The 18,331-nt window shown below is 70.2% G+C and carries 15 protein-coding genes; 10 read left to right on the forward strand and 5 right to left on the reverse strand.

Going from position 1 to position 18,331, the window contains the following annotated elements; translation table 11 throughout:
* Positions 1-124: 124 nt before the first annotated feature.
* Positions 125-730 (reverse strand): dTDP-4-dehydrorhamnose 3,5-epimerase, encoded by a 606-nt coding sequence (rfbC, locus tag ACZ67Q_RS34370; RefSeq protein ID WP_471190217.1) that lies wholly within the window; start codon positions 728-730, stop codon positions 125-127.
* A gap of 22 nt (positions 731-752) precedes the next feature.
* Positions 753-1,631, reverse strand: a complete 879-nt coding sequence (gene rfbA, locus ACZ67Q_RS34375; RefSeq protein WP_471190219.1) for a glucose-1-phosphate thymidylyltransferase RfbA — start codon at positions 1,629-1,631, stop codon at positions 753-755.
* A 149-nt stretch (positions 1,632-1,780) separates the two neighbouring features.
* Between rfbA and rfbB the strand changes: the two genes are divergently transcribed.
* The 10 genes from rfbB (at position 1,781) to ACZ67Q_RS34425 (ending at position 15,964) form a co-directional block, all read left to right on the forward strand.
* Positions 1,781-2,770, forward strand: coding sequence for a dTDP-glucose 4,6-dehydratase (rfbB, locus tag ACZ67Q_RS34380; RefSeq protein WP_471190221.1), 990 nt, complete (start codon positions 1,781-1,783; stop codon positions 2,768-2,770).
* Positions 2,767-3,648 carry a dTDP-4-dehydrorhamnose reductase gene (rfbD, locus tag ACZ67Q_RS34385; protein WP_471190223.1) on the forward strand — a complete coding sequence of 294 codons (882 nt, stop codon included), beginning with the start codon at positions 2,767-2,769 and terminating at the stop codon, positions 3,646-3,648. Before rfbB ends, rfbD begins: the two co-directional genes overlap by 4 nt.
* Complete coding sequence (locus tag ACZ67Q_RS34390) at positions 3,645-4,913, forward strand: polysaccharide biosynthesis protein (RefSeq protein WP_471190225.1); 1,269 nt, start codon at positions 3,645-3,647, stop codon at positions 4,911-4,913. The genes rfbD and ACZ67Q_RS34390 overlap by 4 nt, the downstream gene beginning before the upstream one ends.
* Before the next feature lie 165 nt (positions 4,914-5,078).
* Complete coding sequence (locus tag ACZ67Q_RS34395) at positions 5,079-5,462, forward strand: DUF2304 domain-containing protein (RefSeq protein WP_471190227.1); 384 nt, start codon at positions 5,079-5,081, stop codon at positions 5,460-5,462.
* The gene (locus ACZ67Q_RS34400) at positions 5,459-6,193 is read left to right on the forward strand and encodes a glycosyltransferase family 2 protein (RefSeq protein ID WP_471190229.1); all 735 of its coding nucleotides are present in this window, start codon (positions 5,459-5,461) and stop codon (positions 6,191-6,193) included. The genes ACZ67Q_RS34395 and ACZ67Q_RS34400 overlap by 4 nt, the downstream gene beginning before the upstream one ends.
* Positions 6,190-7,095 (forward strand): glycosyltransferase family 2 protein, encoded by a 906-nt coding sequence (locus tag ACZ67Q_RS34405; RefSeq protein ID WP_471190232.1) that lies wholly within the window; start codon positions 6,190-6,192, stop codon positions 7,093-7,095. Before ACZ67Q_RS34400 ends, ACZ67Q_RS34405 begins: the two co-directional genes overlap by 4 nt.
* 89 nt (positions 7,096-7,184) lie before the next feature.
* Positions 7,185-9,398 (forward strand): bifunctional glycosyltransferase/CDP-glycerol:glycerophosphate glycerophosphotransferase, encoded by a 2,214-nt coding sequence (locus ACZ67Q_RS34410; protein WP_471190234.1) that lies wholly within the window; start codon positions 7,185-7,187, stop codon positions 9,396-9,398.
* A gap of 70 nt (positions 9,399-9,468) precedes the next feature.
* The gene (locus tag ACZ67Q_RS34415) at positions 9,469-13,041 is read left to right on the forward strand and encodes a bifunctional glycosyltransferase/CDP-glycerol:glycerophosphate glycerophosphotransferase (RefSeq protein ID WP_471190237.1); all 3,573 of its coding nucleotides are present in this window, start codon (positions 9,469-9,471) and stop codon (positions 13,039-13,041) included.
* Between the two features lie 2 nt (positions 13,042-13,043).
* Positions 13,044-14,588, forward strand: a complete 1,545-nt coding sequence (locus ACZ67Q_RS34420) for a DUF6020 family protein (protein WP_471190239.1) — start codon at positions 13,044-13,046, stop codon at positions 14,586-14,588.
* 140 nt (positions 14,589-14,728) lie between these two features.
* Positions 14,729-15,964, forward strand: coding sequence for a hypothetical protein (locus ACZ67Q_RS34425; RefSeq protein ID WP_471190241.1), 1,236 nt, complete (start codon positions 14,729-14,731; stop codon positions 15,962-15,964).
* 35 nt (positions 15,965-15,999) lie between these two features.
* On the opposite strand, the gene obgE is transcribed toward ACZ67Q_RS34425, so the two are convergent.
* From obgE to rplU, 3 genes are all read right to left on the reverse strand, one after another.
* Entirely contained in the window at positions 16,000-17,445 is a 1,446-nt protein-coding gene (obgE, locus tag ACZ67Q_RS34430) for a GTPase ObgE (protein ID WP_471190243.1), read from the reverse strand.
* Between the two features lie 132 nt (positions 17,446-17,577).
* Complete coding sequence (rpmA, locus tag ACZ67Q_RS34435) at positions 17,578-17,832, reverse strand: 50S ribosomal protein L27 (RefSeq protein WP_010476314.1); 255 nt, start codon at positions 17,830-17,832, stop codon at positions 17,578-17,580.
* Between the two features lie 14 nt (positions 17,833-17,846).
* Complete coding sequence (rplU, locus tag ACZ67Q_RS34440; RefSeq protein WP_009188585.1) at positions 17,847-18,167, reverse strand: 50S ribosomal protein L21; 321 nt, start codon at positions 18,165-18,167, stop codon at positions 17,847-17,849.
* Positions 18,168-18,331: the final 164 nt, after the last annotated feature.

The raw sequence follows: 18,331 nt of genomic DNA on the forward strand, positions 1-18,331 counted from the left end.
CGACGACAACACCAGGCCCGCACCAGCCACTACAAACGGCGCGGACACAGCCCCTGACCTGGCCATCAGTCACAGCAAGCACCGTTGCAGTACTAACAGTCCCGCATATGCGCAGCGTAAGCGCTCAGTCGCGCTGTGCGAGCGACGCCCGGAACGCCAGGCACTCCTCGTACACCGGCAGGATGCCCGCCTCGCGCGCCTGCTGAAGCGTCGGGCCCTGGGCGTCCTTCGCGGACAGCTCGGGCTCGCCGTCGACCGGCCACTCGATGCCGATCGCCGGGTCGAGCGGGTGGACGGTCCGCTCGCGCTGCGGGGCGTAGCCCTCGGAGCACAGGTAGGTGACGGTCGCGTCGTCGGTCAGGGCGCAGAAGCCGTGGCCGAGGCCCTCGGAGAGGTAGACGGCCTTGCGGTCGGTGTCGTCGAGGCGCACGGCCTCCCACTGCCCGAAGGTGGGCGAGCCGACCCGGACGTCGACGATGACGTCGAGCACCGCACCGCGCACACAGGTGACGTACTTGGCCTGGCCGGGCGGCACGTCGGCGAAGTGGATGCCTCGCACCACGCCGGCGGCGGAGACGGAGAGGTTGCCCTGCTTCAGGTCGAGCGGGTGGCCGACGGCCTCGGCCATGCGCTCGGCCTTGTACCACTCCAGGAACAGACCGCGGGCGTCACCGTGCTGCTGCGGGACGAACTCCCACGCGCCCTCGATACCAAGGGGGTTGACCTTCATGACTTAAAGTCCCCTTCCTCTCTCAGACGCGCCCGGACTCGTGGGCCAGCAGGTCCAGCAGGTAGTTGCCGTAGCCGCTCTTGGTCAGCGGTTCGGCGAGCTCGCGCAGCCGGGCGTCGTCGATGAACCCGGCGCGCCAGGCGGCCTCCTCCAGGCAGCCGATCTTCATGCCCTGCCGCTCCTCGACCACGCGCACGTACTCGGAGGCCTGGACGAGGGACTGGAAGGTGCCGGTGTCCAGCCAGACCGTGCCGCGGTCGAGCACCGACACCTGCAGCTCGCCGCGCTCCAGGTAGTAGCCGTTGACGTCGGTGATCTCCAGCTCGCCGCGGGCGCTGGGCTTGAGGCCCTTGGCGATCTCGACGACCCGGCTGTCGTAGAAGTACAGACCGGGCACGGCGTAGCGGGACTTCGGGTTCTGCGGCTTCTCCTCGATGGAGCGGGCGCGGCCGTCCTCGTCGAAGTCGACGACGCCGTAGGCGGTCGGGTCGGAGACGGCGTGCGCGAAGACGACGCCGCCCTCGGGCTCGCGGTACTTGGCGAGCTGCCGGCCGAGGCCGACGCCGTGGAAGATGTTGTCGCCGAGGATGAGCGCGACCGGCTCGTCACCGATGAAGTCCTCGCCGATGACGAAGGCCTCGGCGATGCCGTTGGGCTCGTCCTGCGTGGCGAACTCGATGTTCAGACCCCAGTCGGAGCCGTCGCCGAGCAGCCGCTCGAACTGGGGGCGCTCGTCGGGACCGGTGATGACCAGGATGTCCCGCAGCCCGGCCATGACCAGGGTGGACAGCGGGTAATAGATCATCGGCTTGTCGAAGACCGGCATCAGCTGCTTCGACACCGCACGGGTGATCGGCCACAGACGGGAGCCGGTACCACCGGCGAGCACAATTCCACGCATGGGCACGCAGCCTACGGCAGGCAGATGACCGCCCCGGACATCCACTGGGTGAGACGGGGGTGAGAACTGCCACGGAAACGGCGGCCGAACCGGGACCCAACCGGCACCGAACGGGGGCCCACGCGGCTGCGCCTAGGATAGTGGGCCTTATGAAGATTCTCGTCACCGGCGGCGCCGGATTCATCGGTTCACAGTTCGTGCGCGCCCTGCTTCTCGGAGAGCTGCCCTCCGGCGAGGGTGCCCAGGTCACCGTGCTGGACAACCTGACCTATTCCGGGAACGAGGCGAATCTCGCCCCGGTGGCCGACAAGTCCGGCTACACGTTCGTGCGCGGCGACATCCGCGACTTCGCGACGGTGGACGACGTGATGCGCGGCCAGGACGCGGTGGTGCACTTCGCCGCCGAGTCGCACGTGGACCGCTCGATCCTGGACTCCTCGCCGTTCGTCACCACGAACGTGCTGGGTACGCAGGTGCTGCTGGACGCCGCGAAGCGCCACGGCGTGGGCCGGTTCGTGCACGTCTCCACGGACGAGGTGTACGGCTCGATCACCGAGGGCTCGTGGACCGAGGACTGGCCGCTGGCGCCGAACTCCCCGTACTCGGCCTCCAAGGCCGGCTCGGACCTGCTGGCGCTGTCGTACCACCGCACGCACGGCATGGACGTGGTCGTCACCCGCTGCTCCAACAACTACGGGCAGTACCACTTCCCCGAGAAGATGATCCCGCTGTTCACCACGAACCTGCTGGACGGCAAGAAGGTCCCGCTGTACGGCGAGGGCCTGAACGTGCGCGACTGGCTGCACGTGTCCGACCACTGCCGGGGCATCGAGATGGTCCTGCGCGGCGGCCGCGCCGGTGAGGTCTACCACATCGGCGGCGGCACCGAGGTGACCAACAAGGAGCTGACCGGCATGCTGCTTCAGGCCTGCGGCGTCGGCTGGGACATGGTCGAGCACGTCGAGGACCGCAAGGGTCACGACCTGCGCTACTCCCTGTCGATCGCCAAGATCCAGGAGGAACTGGGCTACAAGCCGCTCGTCACCTTCGAGCAGGGCCTGGCCGACACCGTCCAGTGGTACCGCGACAACCGCGCCTGGTGGGAGCCGCTCAAGGCGAAGGCGGCGCTGTCGGCATGACCCGAGTGCTGATCACCGGCGCGGCCGGCATGCTGGGCCGCGATCTGACCCATGTCCTCGGCGGCCGCGGACTGCACGTGAACGCGGTGACCCGCCACGGGCTGGACATCACCGACACCGACGCGGTGCGCGCGGCCGTCGCCGGGCACGACGTGGTGGTGAACGCCGCCGCGTGGACCGACGTGGACGGCGCCGAGGCCGAGGAGGCCGCCGCCACCCGTGTCAACGGGGAGGGCCCGCGGGTGCTCGCCGAGGCGTGCGCCGACAGCGGTGCCGTGCTGATCCAGATCTCCACCGACTACGTCTTCCCCGGTGACGCGAGCGAGCCGTACCGGCACGACGCCCCCACCGCGCCCGTCAACGCCTACGGCCGCAGCAAGCTGGCCGGTGAGCGGGCGGTGACCGAGCTGCTGCCCGAGCGCGGCTATGTGGTGCGCACGGCGTGGCTGTACGGCGCGCACGGGCGCAACTTCGTCGCGACCATGCTGAACCTGGCCGCGCAGCGGGACACCGTGGACGTGGTCGACGACCAGCGCGGGCAGCCCACCTGGACCGTCGCGCTCGCCCGGCAGATCGCGGACCTGGCCGAGGCGGCCCTGGCCGGGCGGGCCCCGGCGGGCGTCTACCACGGCACCGCCTCCGGCACGGGCACCTGGTTCGACCTGGCCCGGGCCGCGTTCGAGCTGACCGGTCTGGACCCGGAGCGGGTGCGCCCGACGACGTCGGAGAAGTTCGTCCGGCCGGCCCGCCGCCCCTCCTACAGCGTGCTCGCGCACGAGCGGTGGGCCGAGGCTGGCGTGGAAGTGCAGCCGCACTGGCGTGAGCAGTTGGCCGAGGCGCTGAAGGTGATCGCCTCCGAGGAGCGGACGCGCGCGTGAGTCTCCTCGACCGCATCACCACGGCACTGCCGCAGGGCACCGCGTTCGTCGGCGCCGGCACCGCGGTGCTCGGTGTGGCCAGTTACGTCCATCTCGCGGCGGCGGGCCACACGCTCGCCGTCGACGACATGGCGAGCTTCTCGGTGCTGTGGACGGTGGTCTTCTCCATCGGCCTCGGGCTGTTCTTCCCGGTCGAGCAGGAGATCACCCGGATCGTCGCCGCCCGCGCGGTGCACGGCGACGGGGTGCTGCCGGTGCTGCGGCGCGGCGCGGTTCTCTCCGCGAGCCTGCTGGCGCTGGTGCTGGTGCCGCTCGTGGCGTTCGCCGGGTGGATCGCCGACCTGTTCTTCCACGGCGACACGAGCCTCGTGTACTCCCTGGCCGGTGCCTTCGCGGCGCTGGCCGTGGCGTATGTGACGCGTGGCATCCTCGCCGGTCTCGGCCGGTTCCAGGCCTACGGCATGCAGCTGGGCCTGGACGGTGTGCTGCGGATCGTGCTGTCGGGCGGGCTCGCGGTGGCCGGTGTGACGTCGCCGTTCGCGTTCGCGGCCGTGCTGACGGTGGCCCCGCTGCTGGCCGTACTGGCGACGATCAAGCCGGTGTTCCAGGGGGCGCGGCCGGGGTCGCAGGCGCACTGGCGGGAGCTGATCGAGCACCTCGGGCTGCTGGTCGGCTCGACGCTGCTGGCGCAGCTGCTCGTCAACATCGCGGTGATCAGCACCAAGTTGATCTCGACGAACGACGACGCGCTGGTCGCGGCGCTGCTGTCGGCGCTGGTGCTGGCCCGGGTGCCGCTGTTCGTGTTCGGCGCCTTCCAGGTGTCGCTGCTCGCGGGACTGTCCTCGGCGGCCGCCGAGGGGGACACGCAGGGTTACCGTCGGCTGCTGCTGCGGGCCGCGTCGGTCACGGCCGGCCTGGGCGTCGCGGGCGGACTGGGCGCGGTGGCGCTCGGACCTGCGATCCTGCCCACGGTGTTCGGCGCCCCGGACGTGCTCGGCGCGGCGGACTTCGCCTGGCTGTCGGCCGGTACGACCCTGTACATGCTGGCCATGGTGCTGGGTCAGGCTCTGCTGACCAGTAACGGTGCGCGACTTCAGCTGTTGTCCTGGGTGGTGGGCACGTTGGTGCTGATCGCGGTCACGCTGAGCCCGCTGGACCTGCGCACGAGGGTCGAAGTGGCGTACACCGCAGGGTCACTGACGGTGGCCACCTGCATGTCACTCGCCATTCGCGCTCGTGTAAGCTACCGCCCGGTGCGCTCATAGGGTGACCGCCATTCCATCACTCTTCGTAACCGGGCCCCCGCATGAGCCGGGGTCCGGTCGGGTGGGTCCCTCAGCAGCCGCTCCCCCTGGTACACACCCCTGGAAGAGTAGACAGGCCCTTTCCATGAGTCGTCCGATACACCGGAGTGCGGTATGCAGTTGTGGATGCTGACTTCGGTCACCGGAGTCGTCCTCGTCGCGTGCATCGTCGAGCTCCTGCGCCGTCGCAAGCTCAAGGAGAAGTACGCCTTCCTCTGGGTGATCACCGGTCTGGTGATCATCCCGCTCGGGTTCTTCCCCCGGGGTGTGGACGCGGTGTCCGAGGTCCTCGGAGTGCGTTCCGGGGTCAGCCTGGTGCTGTTCATGGGCGTCGCCTTCCTCTTCGTCGTCTCGCTCCAGCTCAGCTGGGAAGTCGGACATCTGGAGGAGGAGGGGCGCACCCTCTCCGAAGAGGTGGCGTTGCTCCGCATCGACGTGCAGGACCTGCGGGCCCGGCTGGCCGAGCTGGAGACCCCCGCCGCATCCGCAGAACAGGGGGACGGGAAGTGATCGACGGCAAGCGTGTGCTGATCATCATGCCGGCGTGGAACGAGGCGGACGGCGTCGCCGACGTCATCAAGGAGGTCCACGCCACCCTTCCGGGTGCGGACGTCCTCGTGGTCGACGACGGTTCCGCCGACGAGACCGCCGCGGTCGCCCGTGCCGCCGGCGCGACGGTGATGAAGCTGCCGTACAACCTCGGGGTGGGCGGCGCGATGCGCGCCGGGTACAAGTACGCCCACGACCGCGACTACGACATCGCCATCCAGGTCGACGCCGACGGTCAGCACGACCCGCGCAACGTGCCGGAGCTGCTCGCCCGGCTGGAGAGCGGCGCCGATCTCGTCATGGGCGCCCGGTTCGCCGGCACCGGCGAGTACGAGGCCCGCGGCCCGCGCCGGTGGGCGATGCTGGTGCTCGCGTTCTGGCTGTCGCGCATGGCGCGCACCAAGCTCACCGACGTCACCTCCGGCTTCCGGGCCTGCGACCGCGACCTGATCGACGTGTTCGCCCGCTGGTACCCCGTGGAGTACCTCGGTGACACCGTGGAGTCCACCATCGCCGTGATCCGGGCCGGGTACCGCGTCGAGCAGGTCCCCGTCGCGATGCGCCCGCGCACGACCGGCACCCCCAGCCAGTCGCCCCTGAAGGCCACCCTGTACCTCGGCCGCATCGGCATGATCCTGCTGCTCGCGTTCAGCCGCCGCTCGGTGCTGCGGCCCGCCCGGAACGGGAAGTGACGCGCGTGCAGACCCTCGACATCATGCTGCCGCACTACGGCGACACCGCCCTGATGCAGGCAGCGGTGCAGAGCGTGCTGGACCAGACCGACAAGGACTGGCGGCTCACGGTCGTCGACGACGGCCGCGAACCGGGCGTCCCGGAGTGGTTCGCCTCCCTCGGCGACGAGCGGGTGCGCTACATGCGCAACGAGCAGAACCTCGGCATCACCCGCAACTTCCGCAAGTGCGTGGAGCTCGTGGAGTCGACGCACTTCACCATGCTCGGCAGCGACGACCTGCTGCTCCCGACGTATGTCGAGACGCTGCGGGCCGCGATCGAGGCCGTGCCGGACGCGGCGATCTACCAGCCCGGCGTCGAGGTCATCGACGAGCACGGCAACCCCTCCACCTCGCTCGGCGACGAGGTCAAGCGGCGCCTGTACGCGCCGAAGCACAACGGCCGCCGCCTGGTGCTGTCGGGCGAGCCGCTGGCCGCCAACCTGCTCGGCGGGAACTGGCTCTACTTCCCGTCGATCTGCTGGCGTGCCGACGCCGTCAAGGCGGTCAACTTCCGCGAGGACCTCTCCGTCATCCAGGACCTGGCCCTGATCATCGAGCTGATCCGGCGCGGCGAGAAGCTGGTCGTGGAACCGGCACCCGCCTTCCGCTACCGGCGCCACTCCGGCAGCCTGTCCTCGGCGGAGGCCCTCACCGGCGCCCGGTTCGGGGAGGCCGTGCGGTTCTTCAACGAGGTGGCCGACGACCTGGAGCGTCACGGCTGGCCCAAGGCCGCCCGGTCCGCGCGCCGTCACCTGTCGATGCGGCTGCACGCGCTGACCCTGCTGCCGGGTGCCCTGCGTCACCGTCAGTCCGACGCCACGCGCCGTCTGCTCAGGTACGCCCTGACCCGGTCCGAGTGACACCCCGCAGGGGCGGGCGAGCTCGTATCCCCCACCCCCGCCCCGCGGAACCGCGCCCCGCCTCCCCCCTCCGAAAGCGCAAAGTCCACATGATTCCCACGCAAGCCCAAGAGAGCGCCACACCCCGGTTCAGCATCATCGTTCCGGCGTACGGGGTCGAGGCGTATCTGCGCGACTGTCTCGACTCGGTGCTCGGCCAGTCCTTCACGGACTTCGAGGTCATCGCGGTCAACGACGCCTCACCCGACGCGTGCGGCGAGATCATGGACGAGTACGCGGGGCTCGACCCTCGTGTGGTGGCGGTGCAGCTCGAGCAGAACGTGGGGCTCGGCCGGGCGCGCAACGTGGGCATGGCCCGCGCCCGGGGCACCTACCTGCTCTTCCTGGACAGCGACGACACGCTGCTGCCGGGCTCCCTTCAGGCCATCGCGCGGCGCCTGGAGGAGACCGGCGACCCCGAGCTGCTGGTCTTCGACTACGAGCGCACCTACTGGGACGGCCGGGTCTCCCCGAACGCCAAGCGGTCGCTGCTCTCCGACGGCCCTCGCGGCACGTTCCGGCTGGACGACCACCCCGACCTGCTGCTGCTGCTGCAGGTCGCCTGGAACAAGGCCTACCGCCGCGACTTCGTGGAGCGCTGGGGCTTCGAGTACCCGAAGGGCTACTACGAGGACACCCCGTGGACCTATCCGGTGATGGTGGCCGCCGAGACCATGGCCCTGCTGGACCGGGTCTGCGTGCACTACCGCCAGCGGCGCCAGGGCTCCATCCTGTCCTCCTCCAGCCGTAAGCACTTCGACGTCTTCGACCAGTACGACCTGGTCTTCTCCTTCCTCGACGCCCACCCGCAGTTCGACCACTGGCGCGGCCCGCTGTACGACCGCATGGCCTTCCACCTGGGCGTCATCGAGCGGATGCCGGGCCGGCTGCCCGCCGACGCGCGTGCCGAGTTCCGGGCCCGCCGGCTCGAAGCCGAGCAGGCCCGCCGCCCGGCCGGGTACCACGAGCCGAAGGCCACCTCCGGGAAGCCTGCCAGGCGCCGCGTCGCCGACCGGCTCCCGGCCAGGCTGCGCCCCGTCGCCCGCCGCGCCTACCGCGCCGCCCGCCGGGCGAAGAAGCCGGTGCGTTCGGTGGTGCTGCGCGCGTACTACCGCGGTCAGCGGATGCTGCCGGTGCGCAAGGACACGGCCGTCTTCGCCGCGTACTGGAACGCCGACTACGCCTGCAACCCGGCGGCCATCCACGAGAAGCTGCTGGAACTGGCCCCGCACGTGAAGACGACCTGGGTGCTCAAGCCGGACGCGCGCAACAAGCCGCCGGCCGGCACCACCGTGGTGCGTCCGGGCTCGTGGGGCTTCTGGAAGGCGATGGCCCGCAGCAAATATTTGGTCAACAACGTCAATTTTCCGACCCTGGTGGTCAAGCGTCCGGGTCAGGTCTTCGTGCAGACCCACCACGGCACGCCGCTCAAGCGGATGGGCGTCGACCTCGTCGAGTACCCGATCGGCCAGGCCGACCTCGACATGGAGACGCTGATCCAGCGGATAGACCGCTGGGACTACAGCATCTCCTCCAACAGCTTCACCACCGCGATCTGGAACCGGGCCTACCCGGCCGGGTACACCTCCCTCGACTACGGCTACCCGCGCAACGACGTGCTGGTCAACGCCACGGACGAGGACCGGGCCCGGGCCCGCGAGAAGCTCGGTCTCGCCCCGGACAAGAAGGTCGTGCTGTACGCGCCGACCCACCGTGACTACCAGGCGGCGCCCCGGCCGCTGCTCGACCTGGAGCACTTCGCCGAGCGGCTCGGTGACGGCTTCACGGTGCTCTCGCGCGTCCACTACTTCAACCTCGGCACGGGCCCCGGCGCCACGGACGGCTCCCCGGTCGTCGACGTGAGCGGGCACCCGTCGGTGGAGGAGCTGTACCTCGCGGCGGACTGTCTGCTCACCGACTACTCCTCGTTGATGTTCGACTACGCGCTGCTGGACCGGCCGATCGTCGTCTTTGCCAATGACTGGGAGGTGTACCGGGCCACCCGGGGCACCTACTTCGACATTCACGTAGAGTCGCCCGGCCACGTGGTGGAAACCGAAGGGGACCTCCTGGACGTCTTCCTCTCGGGGCGCTGGTGCGACGACACCTCTGCCAAGGCACGCACGGAGTTCCGCAGGCGGTTCTGCGAGTTCGACGACGGCCGGGCGGCGGAGCGTGTGGTACGCAGGGTCTTCATGAACCAGGAGGACGTACCGCCGGTGACACTTCCGGCGGAGCGTCCGAGCCGTCTCACGCGGGGCTAGAGCTACCGTGTCCGGCGGGTCCGGTCGCCGCCGGACACATACGTAACCTGAGAAAGGCGCAGTACCGCAGATGCCTCCCCGTCTGTCACTAGTCGTTCCCGTGTACAACGTGGAACTCTTCCTCGACGAGTGCCTGCAGTCGATCGCGGACCAGACGTTCACCGACTGGGAGGCAATCGTCGTGGACGACGGCTCCACGGACGGCAGCCTCGCGATCGCCAGGAAATGGGCGGCGAAGGACGACCGGATCCGGGTCGTCGCGCAGGAGAACCAGGGACTCGGCCCCGCACGCAACACCGGTGTGGCCCACCTCACCGAGGGCACCGAGTTCCTCGCGTTCGTGGACAGCGACGACATCGTGCTGCCCGACGCCTACGAGCGGTGCATCGCCAGCCTCGAGGCGTCCGGCTCGGACTTCGTCAGCGGCAACGTCAACCTGCTCAAGGCCGGCGAGATCCTGATCTCCCCGCTGCACGAGAAGCGGCTGCGCACCGACCGCACGCGGACCCACATCAGCCGCGACAAGAACCTCGTCTACGACCGCACCGCGTGGAACAAGGTCTTCCGCCGCTCGTTCTGGGACAAGCACGCCTTCGAGTTCCCCGGGATCCTCTACGAGGACGCCCCGGTCACGCTGCCCGCGCACTTCCTGGCCTCCGCCGTCGACGTACTGGGTGAGCCGATCTACCTGTGGCGCCAGCGCACCGGCGGCGCCCCGTCGATCACCCAGCGCCGCACCGAGCCGGTCAACGTCCGCGACCGCATCCGCTCCTGCGACCGGGTCAGCCGCTTCCTCGCCTCCCAGCCCGGCGAGGAGTACGTCACCCACAAGCGCTGGTACGACGAGATCTTCATCACCGACGAACTGCCGCTGTTCATGGGCGTGCTCGACGAGGCCGGCGACGAGTTCCGCGAGCTGTTCATGAGCGGCGCCGCCGACTTCCTCGGCCGCGTCGACGAGGCGGTCATGCCCCGCCTGCCGGTCGCGCTGCGGCTGAAGTGCCATCTGATCCGCGAGGGCCGCCTCGAGGAGCTGATGGAGCTGCTCGCCTACGAGCGGGAGACCGGCCGGGCCGTCCCCGTGGTCCGGCAGGGCCTGCGCCACCTCGCCGACTATCCCGTCCTCGACCAGGGCAAGCGGCCCGTGCCGCGCTCGGTGCTGCGCGTCGACAACGACTTCTCCGCCCGCGCCCGCGCCGAGGCGCTGATCTGGCGCGACGGCCGGCTGCACCTCGAGGGCCACGCCTACATCCGCAACCTCGCCGCCGAGCGGCCGCAGCGCACCACCCTGCGCGTGCTGATGCTGCGCGAGGTCGGCAGCCGCCGCACGGTGCTGGTCCGCCCGGACCAGGCGCGCGCGCTGCGCGCCACGCAGACCTCCGGCCAGTCGCTGCACAACTACGACTGGTCCGGCTTCACCGCGGACCTGAACCCGGCCAAGCTCAAGGCACGAGGCGGCTGGCGCGACGGCGTGTGGCGGCTCACCGTCACCACCGTCCAGCAGGGCATCGTGCGCCGGACCCGGCTGAAGGCCGGCGAGACCGGCAGCGCGCAGAGCCCGTCCCCGTTCTGGGTCGACAAGGACGTGCGGGTCGTGCCGTACGTCGCCGACGAGCACCTGTACCTGCGGGTGGAGCGGGTGCGGGCGCGGCTGACCGGTCACCGGGCCGAGGACGGGGTGCTGGTGCTGACCGGCACACTCGGCCACGACGCGGCCACCGGCGACGCGCCGCTCACCCTGCGCCTGACCCACGGGTCCACCGAGGCCACGCTCGACCTGCCGGTGGAGCGTGGCAGCGGCGGCACGTTCTCCGTGCGGGTGCCGCTCGCCGACCTGGACGTCGAGGGCCGGGACAGCGACAACCTGCACGTCTCCGACAAGTGGACGGCCGAGCTGGGCGTCGGCGGCAAGCGCCGCTTCCCCGTCGCCGTGGACGCCGCCGAGGGCGACCTCGGCCGGCAGACGTCCGTCGACGGCCGGCCCACCGCCGCCTGGGGCGGCCGCGTGATCGCCGTCACCAGCGACGGCTCCGGCCGTCTGGTGCTGCGCACCCAGCCCGTGCAGCCCATGGCCGGCGAGGTCTCCGTCACCGCCGAGGGCCGTATCGCCCTCACCGCCGCGCTGCCGGCACACGTCGACGAGCCGGTCGAGATCGTCGTACGGCACAGCCGGCACGCCGAGGAACACACCTACCCGGCGACCGTCGCCGACGGTGTGCTGAGCGCCGAGTTCCTGCCCGTGCCGGACAGCATCGCCCAGGTGCCGCTGCGCCAGGGCCGCTGGTACCTGTTCGCCCGCACCGCCGACTCCCGCGTGGAGGTACCGGTGCGTGCCGTGCCGTCCGCGCTGGACGCCCTGCCCGTCGACTTCACCGTGCGCGGCCGGGACTACACGCTCACCCACCGCTTCTTCGACCGGCTGCTGATCGAGGCCGCCTCCGACCTCGGCCCGGCCGAGGTCGGCTGGTACCGCCAGCGCGAGCTGCGCACCAAGGTGTACGCGCAGGCCCGTATCGCGCCGCTGAAGGACACCGTCCTGTACGCCTCGTTCTCCGGGCGCCAGTTCTCCGACTCGCCGCGCGCCGTCTACGAGCAGCTGGTGCGCCGGGGCGACGAGCTGGAGCACGTGTGGGTGGTCGAGGACCTCCGCGCCGAGATCCCCGAGGGCGTGAAGGTCATCCGCCGCTGGAGCCGCGAGTGGTACGAGGCTCTCGGCCGCAGCCGGTACATCGTCACCAACACGCACCTGCCGCACTGGATCCGCCGCCGCGAGGGCCAGGTCATCGTGCAGACCTGGCACGGCACGCCGCTCAAGCGGATCGGCCACGACATCGACAGCGTCCAGTTCGCCGACCGCAAGTACCTGCAGAAGGTCGCCGAGGAGGCGCCGAGCTGGTCCTTCCTGGTCTCCCCCAACCGTTTCTCCACGCCGATCATGCGGCGGGCGTTCCAGTTCGAGGGCGAGATCCTGGAGTCCGGCTACCCGCGCAACGACGTGCTGCTCTCCGAGGAGACCGAGGAGCTGGCCAAGAGCGTGCGCGAGCGGATCGGCCTGCCGGCCGACAAGAAGGTCGTGCTGTACGCGCCGACCTGGCGCGACGACCAGTTCTACCGGGCCGGCAACTACAAGTTCGACATGCGGCTGGACGTGAGGAAGGCCGCCGAGCGCCTGGGCGACGACCATGTCCTGCTCGTGCGCAAGCACTCGAACATCGTCGACGCCGTGCCCGGCGCCGGTGACGGCTTCGTCTTCGACGTCTCCAGCTACCCGGACATCGCCGAGCTGTTCCTGATCACCGACGTGCTGGTCACGGACTACTCGTCGCTCATGTTCGACTTCGCGAACACGGGCCGTCCGATGCTGTTCTTCACGTACGACCTCGAGTACTACCGCGACCAGCTGCGGGGCTTCTACTTCGATTTCGAGGACAAGGCCCCCGGTCCCCTGCTGCAGACGTCGGACGAACTGATCGACGCGCTCGCCGACATCGACCGGATCAGCGCTTCCTACACGGGGGCCTACCGGGAGTTCAAGGACGTCTTCTGCGACCTCGACGACGGCCACGCCGGCGAGCGGGTCATCCACCGGATGCTGGAACTCGCGCACCCCGAACCTTCGTCCACCGATTCCGCGGAGCGTTGAGCGTGCCCACGATCCCCAGAGCCGTCAGGCAGCGCCTGGAACGCATTCCGGCCCGGCGCCGGATGCCCCTGGCCGTCTACGCCGTCACCCAGGTCATCTTCCTGCTGTGGTGGGCGGCCTTCTACCCCGGCGGGATGAGCTACGACTCCATCGCCTACGTCTGGCACGTCACCACCGGGCACTGGATGTCCAACCACTCGGTGGCCTACGACGGACTGGTCTGGCTCTCCCTCCAGGTCACCGGTGACCTGGCCCTGCTGACGTTCGTGCAGAGCGTCGCCATGGCCGCGGCGCTGGCCTATGTGGCGATGACGCTGCGCCAGTTCGGCGTGCCCGGCAAGTGGAGCGCGACGGCGGCGATCGTGGTGGCGGCGCTGCCGTCGATCGGCTCGTTCACGATCTTCGTGTGGAAGGACGTGCCGTTCGTCATCGGTTCGGTGGTGGCCTTCGGCGCGGCCGGACGGCTCGTGGTGCGCCGGATGCGCGGCAGGCAGGCGGTGCGCGACAAGGCGTTCCGCAACGACGTCGCGATGCTGTTCGTCGGTTTCCTGGCGATGGGCCTGTTCCGCAACAACGGTCTGCTCGTCGCCGTCCTCGCCGCGCCGGTGCTGCTGTTCGTCCTGCCGAAGATGCGCCGGGCGATGCTGGTCGCCACGGTGATCCCGGCGGTGATCGCGGGCGTGCTGCAGGTGGCGATCTACCCCGCGCTGGGCGTGATCACCCCGACCAAGGACCAGGTGTACGCGATGAACTACGCGGACATCGCGGTCGTCTACGGCAAGGCGCCGTGGACCTTCTCCAAGTCGGACAAGGCGCTGATGGCCAAGGTGGCGCCGCTGTCCCACTGGGGCGGCAAGGCGGCCAACTGCTACAACGCCGACTGGGCGATGCAGAAGCCGATGAACCGCAAGAAGGCCGCCGAGTACAACGACCAGCTGATGGACCTGTGGATGCGGGTTCTTCAGCGCACCCCGGACCAGATGATCGGGGCGCGGCTGTGCCGCTCGCACATCGCCTGGTCTCCGTTCCCGGGGCCGGCCGACAAGATGGGCCAGACGCTGATCAGCCCGCCGTCGGTGCCGAAGAACCTGTTCGGCTGGGCCGACTGGAACCAGGACATCAAGCACAGCGAGTACCGGCCGATCCTGAAGATCCGCCCGCTCAGCGACACGCTGCACAAGCTGGCGTTCTTCTCGTGGAAGGCCAGCAAGACCCCGCAGTTGCAGTGGCTGCTGTGGCGGGGCGCGACCTGGTGCTACGTCGCCTACGCGATCTTCCTGACGTTCGCGCGCCGGCAGCGCTCCTGGGCGCCGCTGGCCATGATGTCGGTCCCGCTGGCGCTTCAGCTGACGGTGGTGGCGGCCAACCCGGCGCCGCTCGCCCGGTACATGTTCGCGCCGCTGTTCCTCGGCATCCTGACGCTGCCGCTGATCGCAGCGAAGCCGCGCTTCGGCCGGGTGGGCGGACAGAGCCCGCAGTCGTCCGGTCCGTCCGAGGAGGCGAAGGACCCGTCGCCGGCGGACCGTGATCCGGAGCCGGTGGCGTAAGACACCCGTTCATCGAGAAGGGCCCGCCCGCACCATCCCTCCGGGGAGGTGCGGGCGGGCCCTTCTCGATGTGCCGTACAACCGATCCCGCCGACCGCAGGTCTGACGGAGGTACGCCTGTGGTTGACGGAAGGACGAGAATGCCGGCTCTTCGCACGGTGCGGTGCGTGGTCGTCGCGGCCGCGCTGCTGCTGGGCGGCGCGGGCCCCGCGAGTGCTTCGCCGGACACCGACCAGCCCGCCTACGACGTGGTGGTGGCGCAGGAGGACTACGTCACCGCCGACGTGGGCGCGACCCTGACGATACGGCCCGAGGTCTACCCGGAGCGGCCGGACGGTTCCCGTGGCCACCTGGCGGAGGGAGACCCGGTCGGCCGGCGGATGACGCTCGACTACGCCCTGCCGCGCAGCGCCACGCCGATGACGGTCGGCAAGGGCTGCCGGAAGAAGGCCACCGCGTGGAGGACGTTCGTCAGCTGCCCGACGGTGCGCCCGGTGACCGTCCGGATCGGCGGTGCCCTCGTCGCCGAAGAGGTCGGCGTGAGCGTCAGCAAGGCGGGCAGGGAGACGCCGGTCGGCAGGACCCGTTTCCTCCTGACCGCTCCGGTCCCGCAGGAGGAGGGCGAGACCCGGGGCAGCCGGGATGGCCGGCAGAAGGCCGGGGCGGTCCTGCTCGGCGTCGCCGGCGGTTTCGTGCTGCTCGCGCTGGTCCTGGGCCGTACGGGCACGCGCCGGGCCCTGTGGGTGTCGTGCGCCGTGGTGGGCCTGCTGTGCGCCGGGCCGGGGCTCTGGAGCATGACGCGGGGGCCGCTGGCCGGCGCCAAGAGCTACGTGCGGTACGCGTCCGGCCCACCCGTCCTCAAGATCCCCGACACGCTGTGGGACGACGGCTGGATCCGCCGGGAGAGCCGTCCGGACGGCGTTCCGCATGTCGCCACGGCACCGGATCCCGGCCATGAACACGTGACGGAGGTCTCCGGTTTCTTCGCGCCGTACGACGACGGGCCGACGGGGACTCCGGGCCAGTGGCTCACCGTCGACGGCGCCTACGGCCGCATCGAGGACCCTCGGCGGGCCCGTGACCACATGCTGCGCACGGCCGCCGAGGCGCCCGGCGTGACGGTGGCCGGGAAGCCCCGGCTGTTCCTCCTGAAGCCGGAGGAGGGCGTGCGGCGGGAGCCGGTGCTGCTCAAGTGCCAGGTGCTGGTCGCCCGGGAACAGCATGTCCGGCAGTGCGCCTGGGCCGACAGGGGTGTCCGCGCTCTGCTGTCCACGTCCGGTGGTTCCGTGTTCCGCGACTCCCCCGACCCGCTGCTGGGAACCGCCTACGACGCCCTGAGCCTGCGGCAGTACGTGCAGCTGGGCGGCGGTTTCTGACCGCCGCCCGGGCCGCACCCACAGCGGTCTGCGGCCTAGAACGGGTCGAAGTCGTCGAACTCGCGCTCCGCCTCGTCCCGTTCGGCCTGGCGGTCGCGGCGGCGCTGCGCCGCGGGGCGCGGGGCCTCGAAGCGGTGGTCCTCGCCACGCCGGCCGAGCATCTCGGCGCCCGCCATCGCGGTCGGTTCCCAGTCGAAGACGACCGCGTTGTCCTCGGGGCCGATGGCGACGCCGTCGCCGGAGCGGGCGCCCGCCTTCATCAACTCCTCTTCCACACCGAGGCGGTTGAGCCGGTCGGCGAGGTAGCCGACGGCCTCGTCGTTGTTGAAGTCGGTCTGGCGCACCCAGCGTTCGGGCTTCTCGCCACGTACCCGGAACAGCGGCTCGCCGGCGGCGTCCTCACGGGTGACGGTGAACCCGGTGTCGTCGACGGCCTTGGGCCGGATGACGATACGGGTCGCCTCCTCCTTGGGCTTGGCGGCCCGCGCCTGCGCCACCAGGTCGGCCAGCGCGAACGACAGCTCCTTCAGGCCCATGTGAGCGACCGCGGACACCTCGAACACGCGGTAACCGCGGGCCTCCAGATCGGGGCGGACCATCTCGGCGAGGTCCTTGCCGTCGGGCACGTCGATCTTGTTCAGGACGACGATGCGGGGCCGGTTGTCGAGGCCGCCGTACTGGCGCAGCTCCTCCTCGATGATGTCGAGGTCGGAGACGGGGTCACGTTCGGACTCCAGGGTCGCCGTGTCCAGCACGTGCACGAGCACGCTGCACCGCTCGACGTGGCGCAGGAACTCCAGGCCCAGACCCTTGCCCTGGCTGGCGCCGGGGATGAGGCCGGGCACGTCGGCGATGGTGTAGACGGTCGAACCGGCGGTGACGACACCGAGGTTCGGCACGAGCGTGGTGAACGGGTAGTCCGCGATCTTCGGCTTGGCTGCGGACAGCACCGAGATCAGCGAGGACTTGCCTGCGCTCGGGTAACCGACCAGTGCCACGTCGGCGACGGTCTTCAGCTCCAGCACGATGTCGCGCAGGTCGCCGGGCTCGCCGAGCAGCGCGAAGCCGGGCGCCTTGCGGCGGGCGGAGGCCAGCGCCGCGTTGCCGAGGCCGCCGCGGCCTCCCTGGGCGGCGACGAAGGAGGTGCCGTGGCCGACGAGGTCGGCGAGGACGTTGCCGGCCTTGTCCAGCACGACGGTGCCGTCCGGGACCGGCAGGATCAGGTCCTGGCCGTCCTTGCCGGAGCGGTTGCCGCCCTCACCGGGCTTGCCGCTGGTGGCCTTGCGGTGCGGGGAGTGGTGGTAGTCCAGCAGCGTGGTCACGGACTGGTCGACGGTGAGGATGACGTCGCCGCCACGCCCGCCGTTGCCGCCGTCCGGACCGCCGAGCGGCTTGAACTTCTCGCGGTGGACGGAGGCACAGCCGTGACCTCCGCTACCCGCGGCGACATGCAGTTCGACGCGGTCCACGAAGGTGGTCATGGTGGGATGCCTCCAGAAACGTACGAGAGATTCTCGTGGTACGAGATGTCTTCGGTGTAACACGCGAAAGGCGGACCCGCCTTCCCGACCGGGAAGTGAGGTCCGCCTCGCGAAAGCTTCCGATCAGCCGTCTCAGGCGACCGGAACGATGTTCACGACCTTGCGGCCACGGAAGGTGCCGAACTGCACCGAGCCGGCCTGCAGCGCGAACAGCGTGTCGTCGCCGCCACGGCCGACGCCCGCACCCGGGTGGAAGTGGGTGCCGCGCTGGCGGACCAGGATCTCACCCGCGTTGACGACCTGACCGCCGAAGCGCTTCACGCCGAGCCGCTGGGCATTGGAGTCGCGACCGTTCCGGGTGGACGATGCGCCCTTCTTGTGTGCCATTTCTCCTCAGTCCCTTACTTCGCGGCCGTGGGGATCGACGTGACCTTGATCGCCGTGTACTGCTGGCGGTGGCCCTGACGACGGCGGTAGCCGGTCTTGTTCTTGTAGCGCAGAATGTCGATCTTCTGGCCCTTGTGGTGGTCCACGACCTCGGCCTGGACCTTGATGCCGGCCAGCACCCACGGGTCGCTGGTCACGGCGTCGCCGTCGACAACGAGCAGGGTCGAGAGCTCGACCGTGTCGCCAACCTTGGCAGTGGAAATCTTGTCAACCTCAACGATGTCGCCGACAGCAACCTTGTGCTGGCGACCACCGCTGCGCACGATGGCGTACACGCGGATCTCACTCTCTCGCTCGGGGAACGGCACCCCCGCAGGCCAGCCGCCCGACATGACGCGGACGACCTCTCCCGGCCAGCCGTGTGCCCGGGAGGAAGAGGTTTACGGGGATGTGGCATGTGCATTGGACACGCCGACGGTCTAGGTTACGGGGCCCGGCC

The organism is Streptomyces sp. NPDC036813, assembly GCF_055609245.1.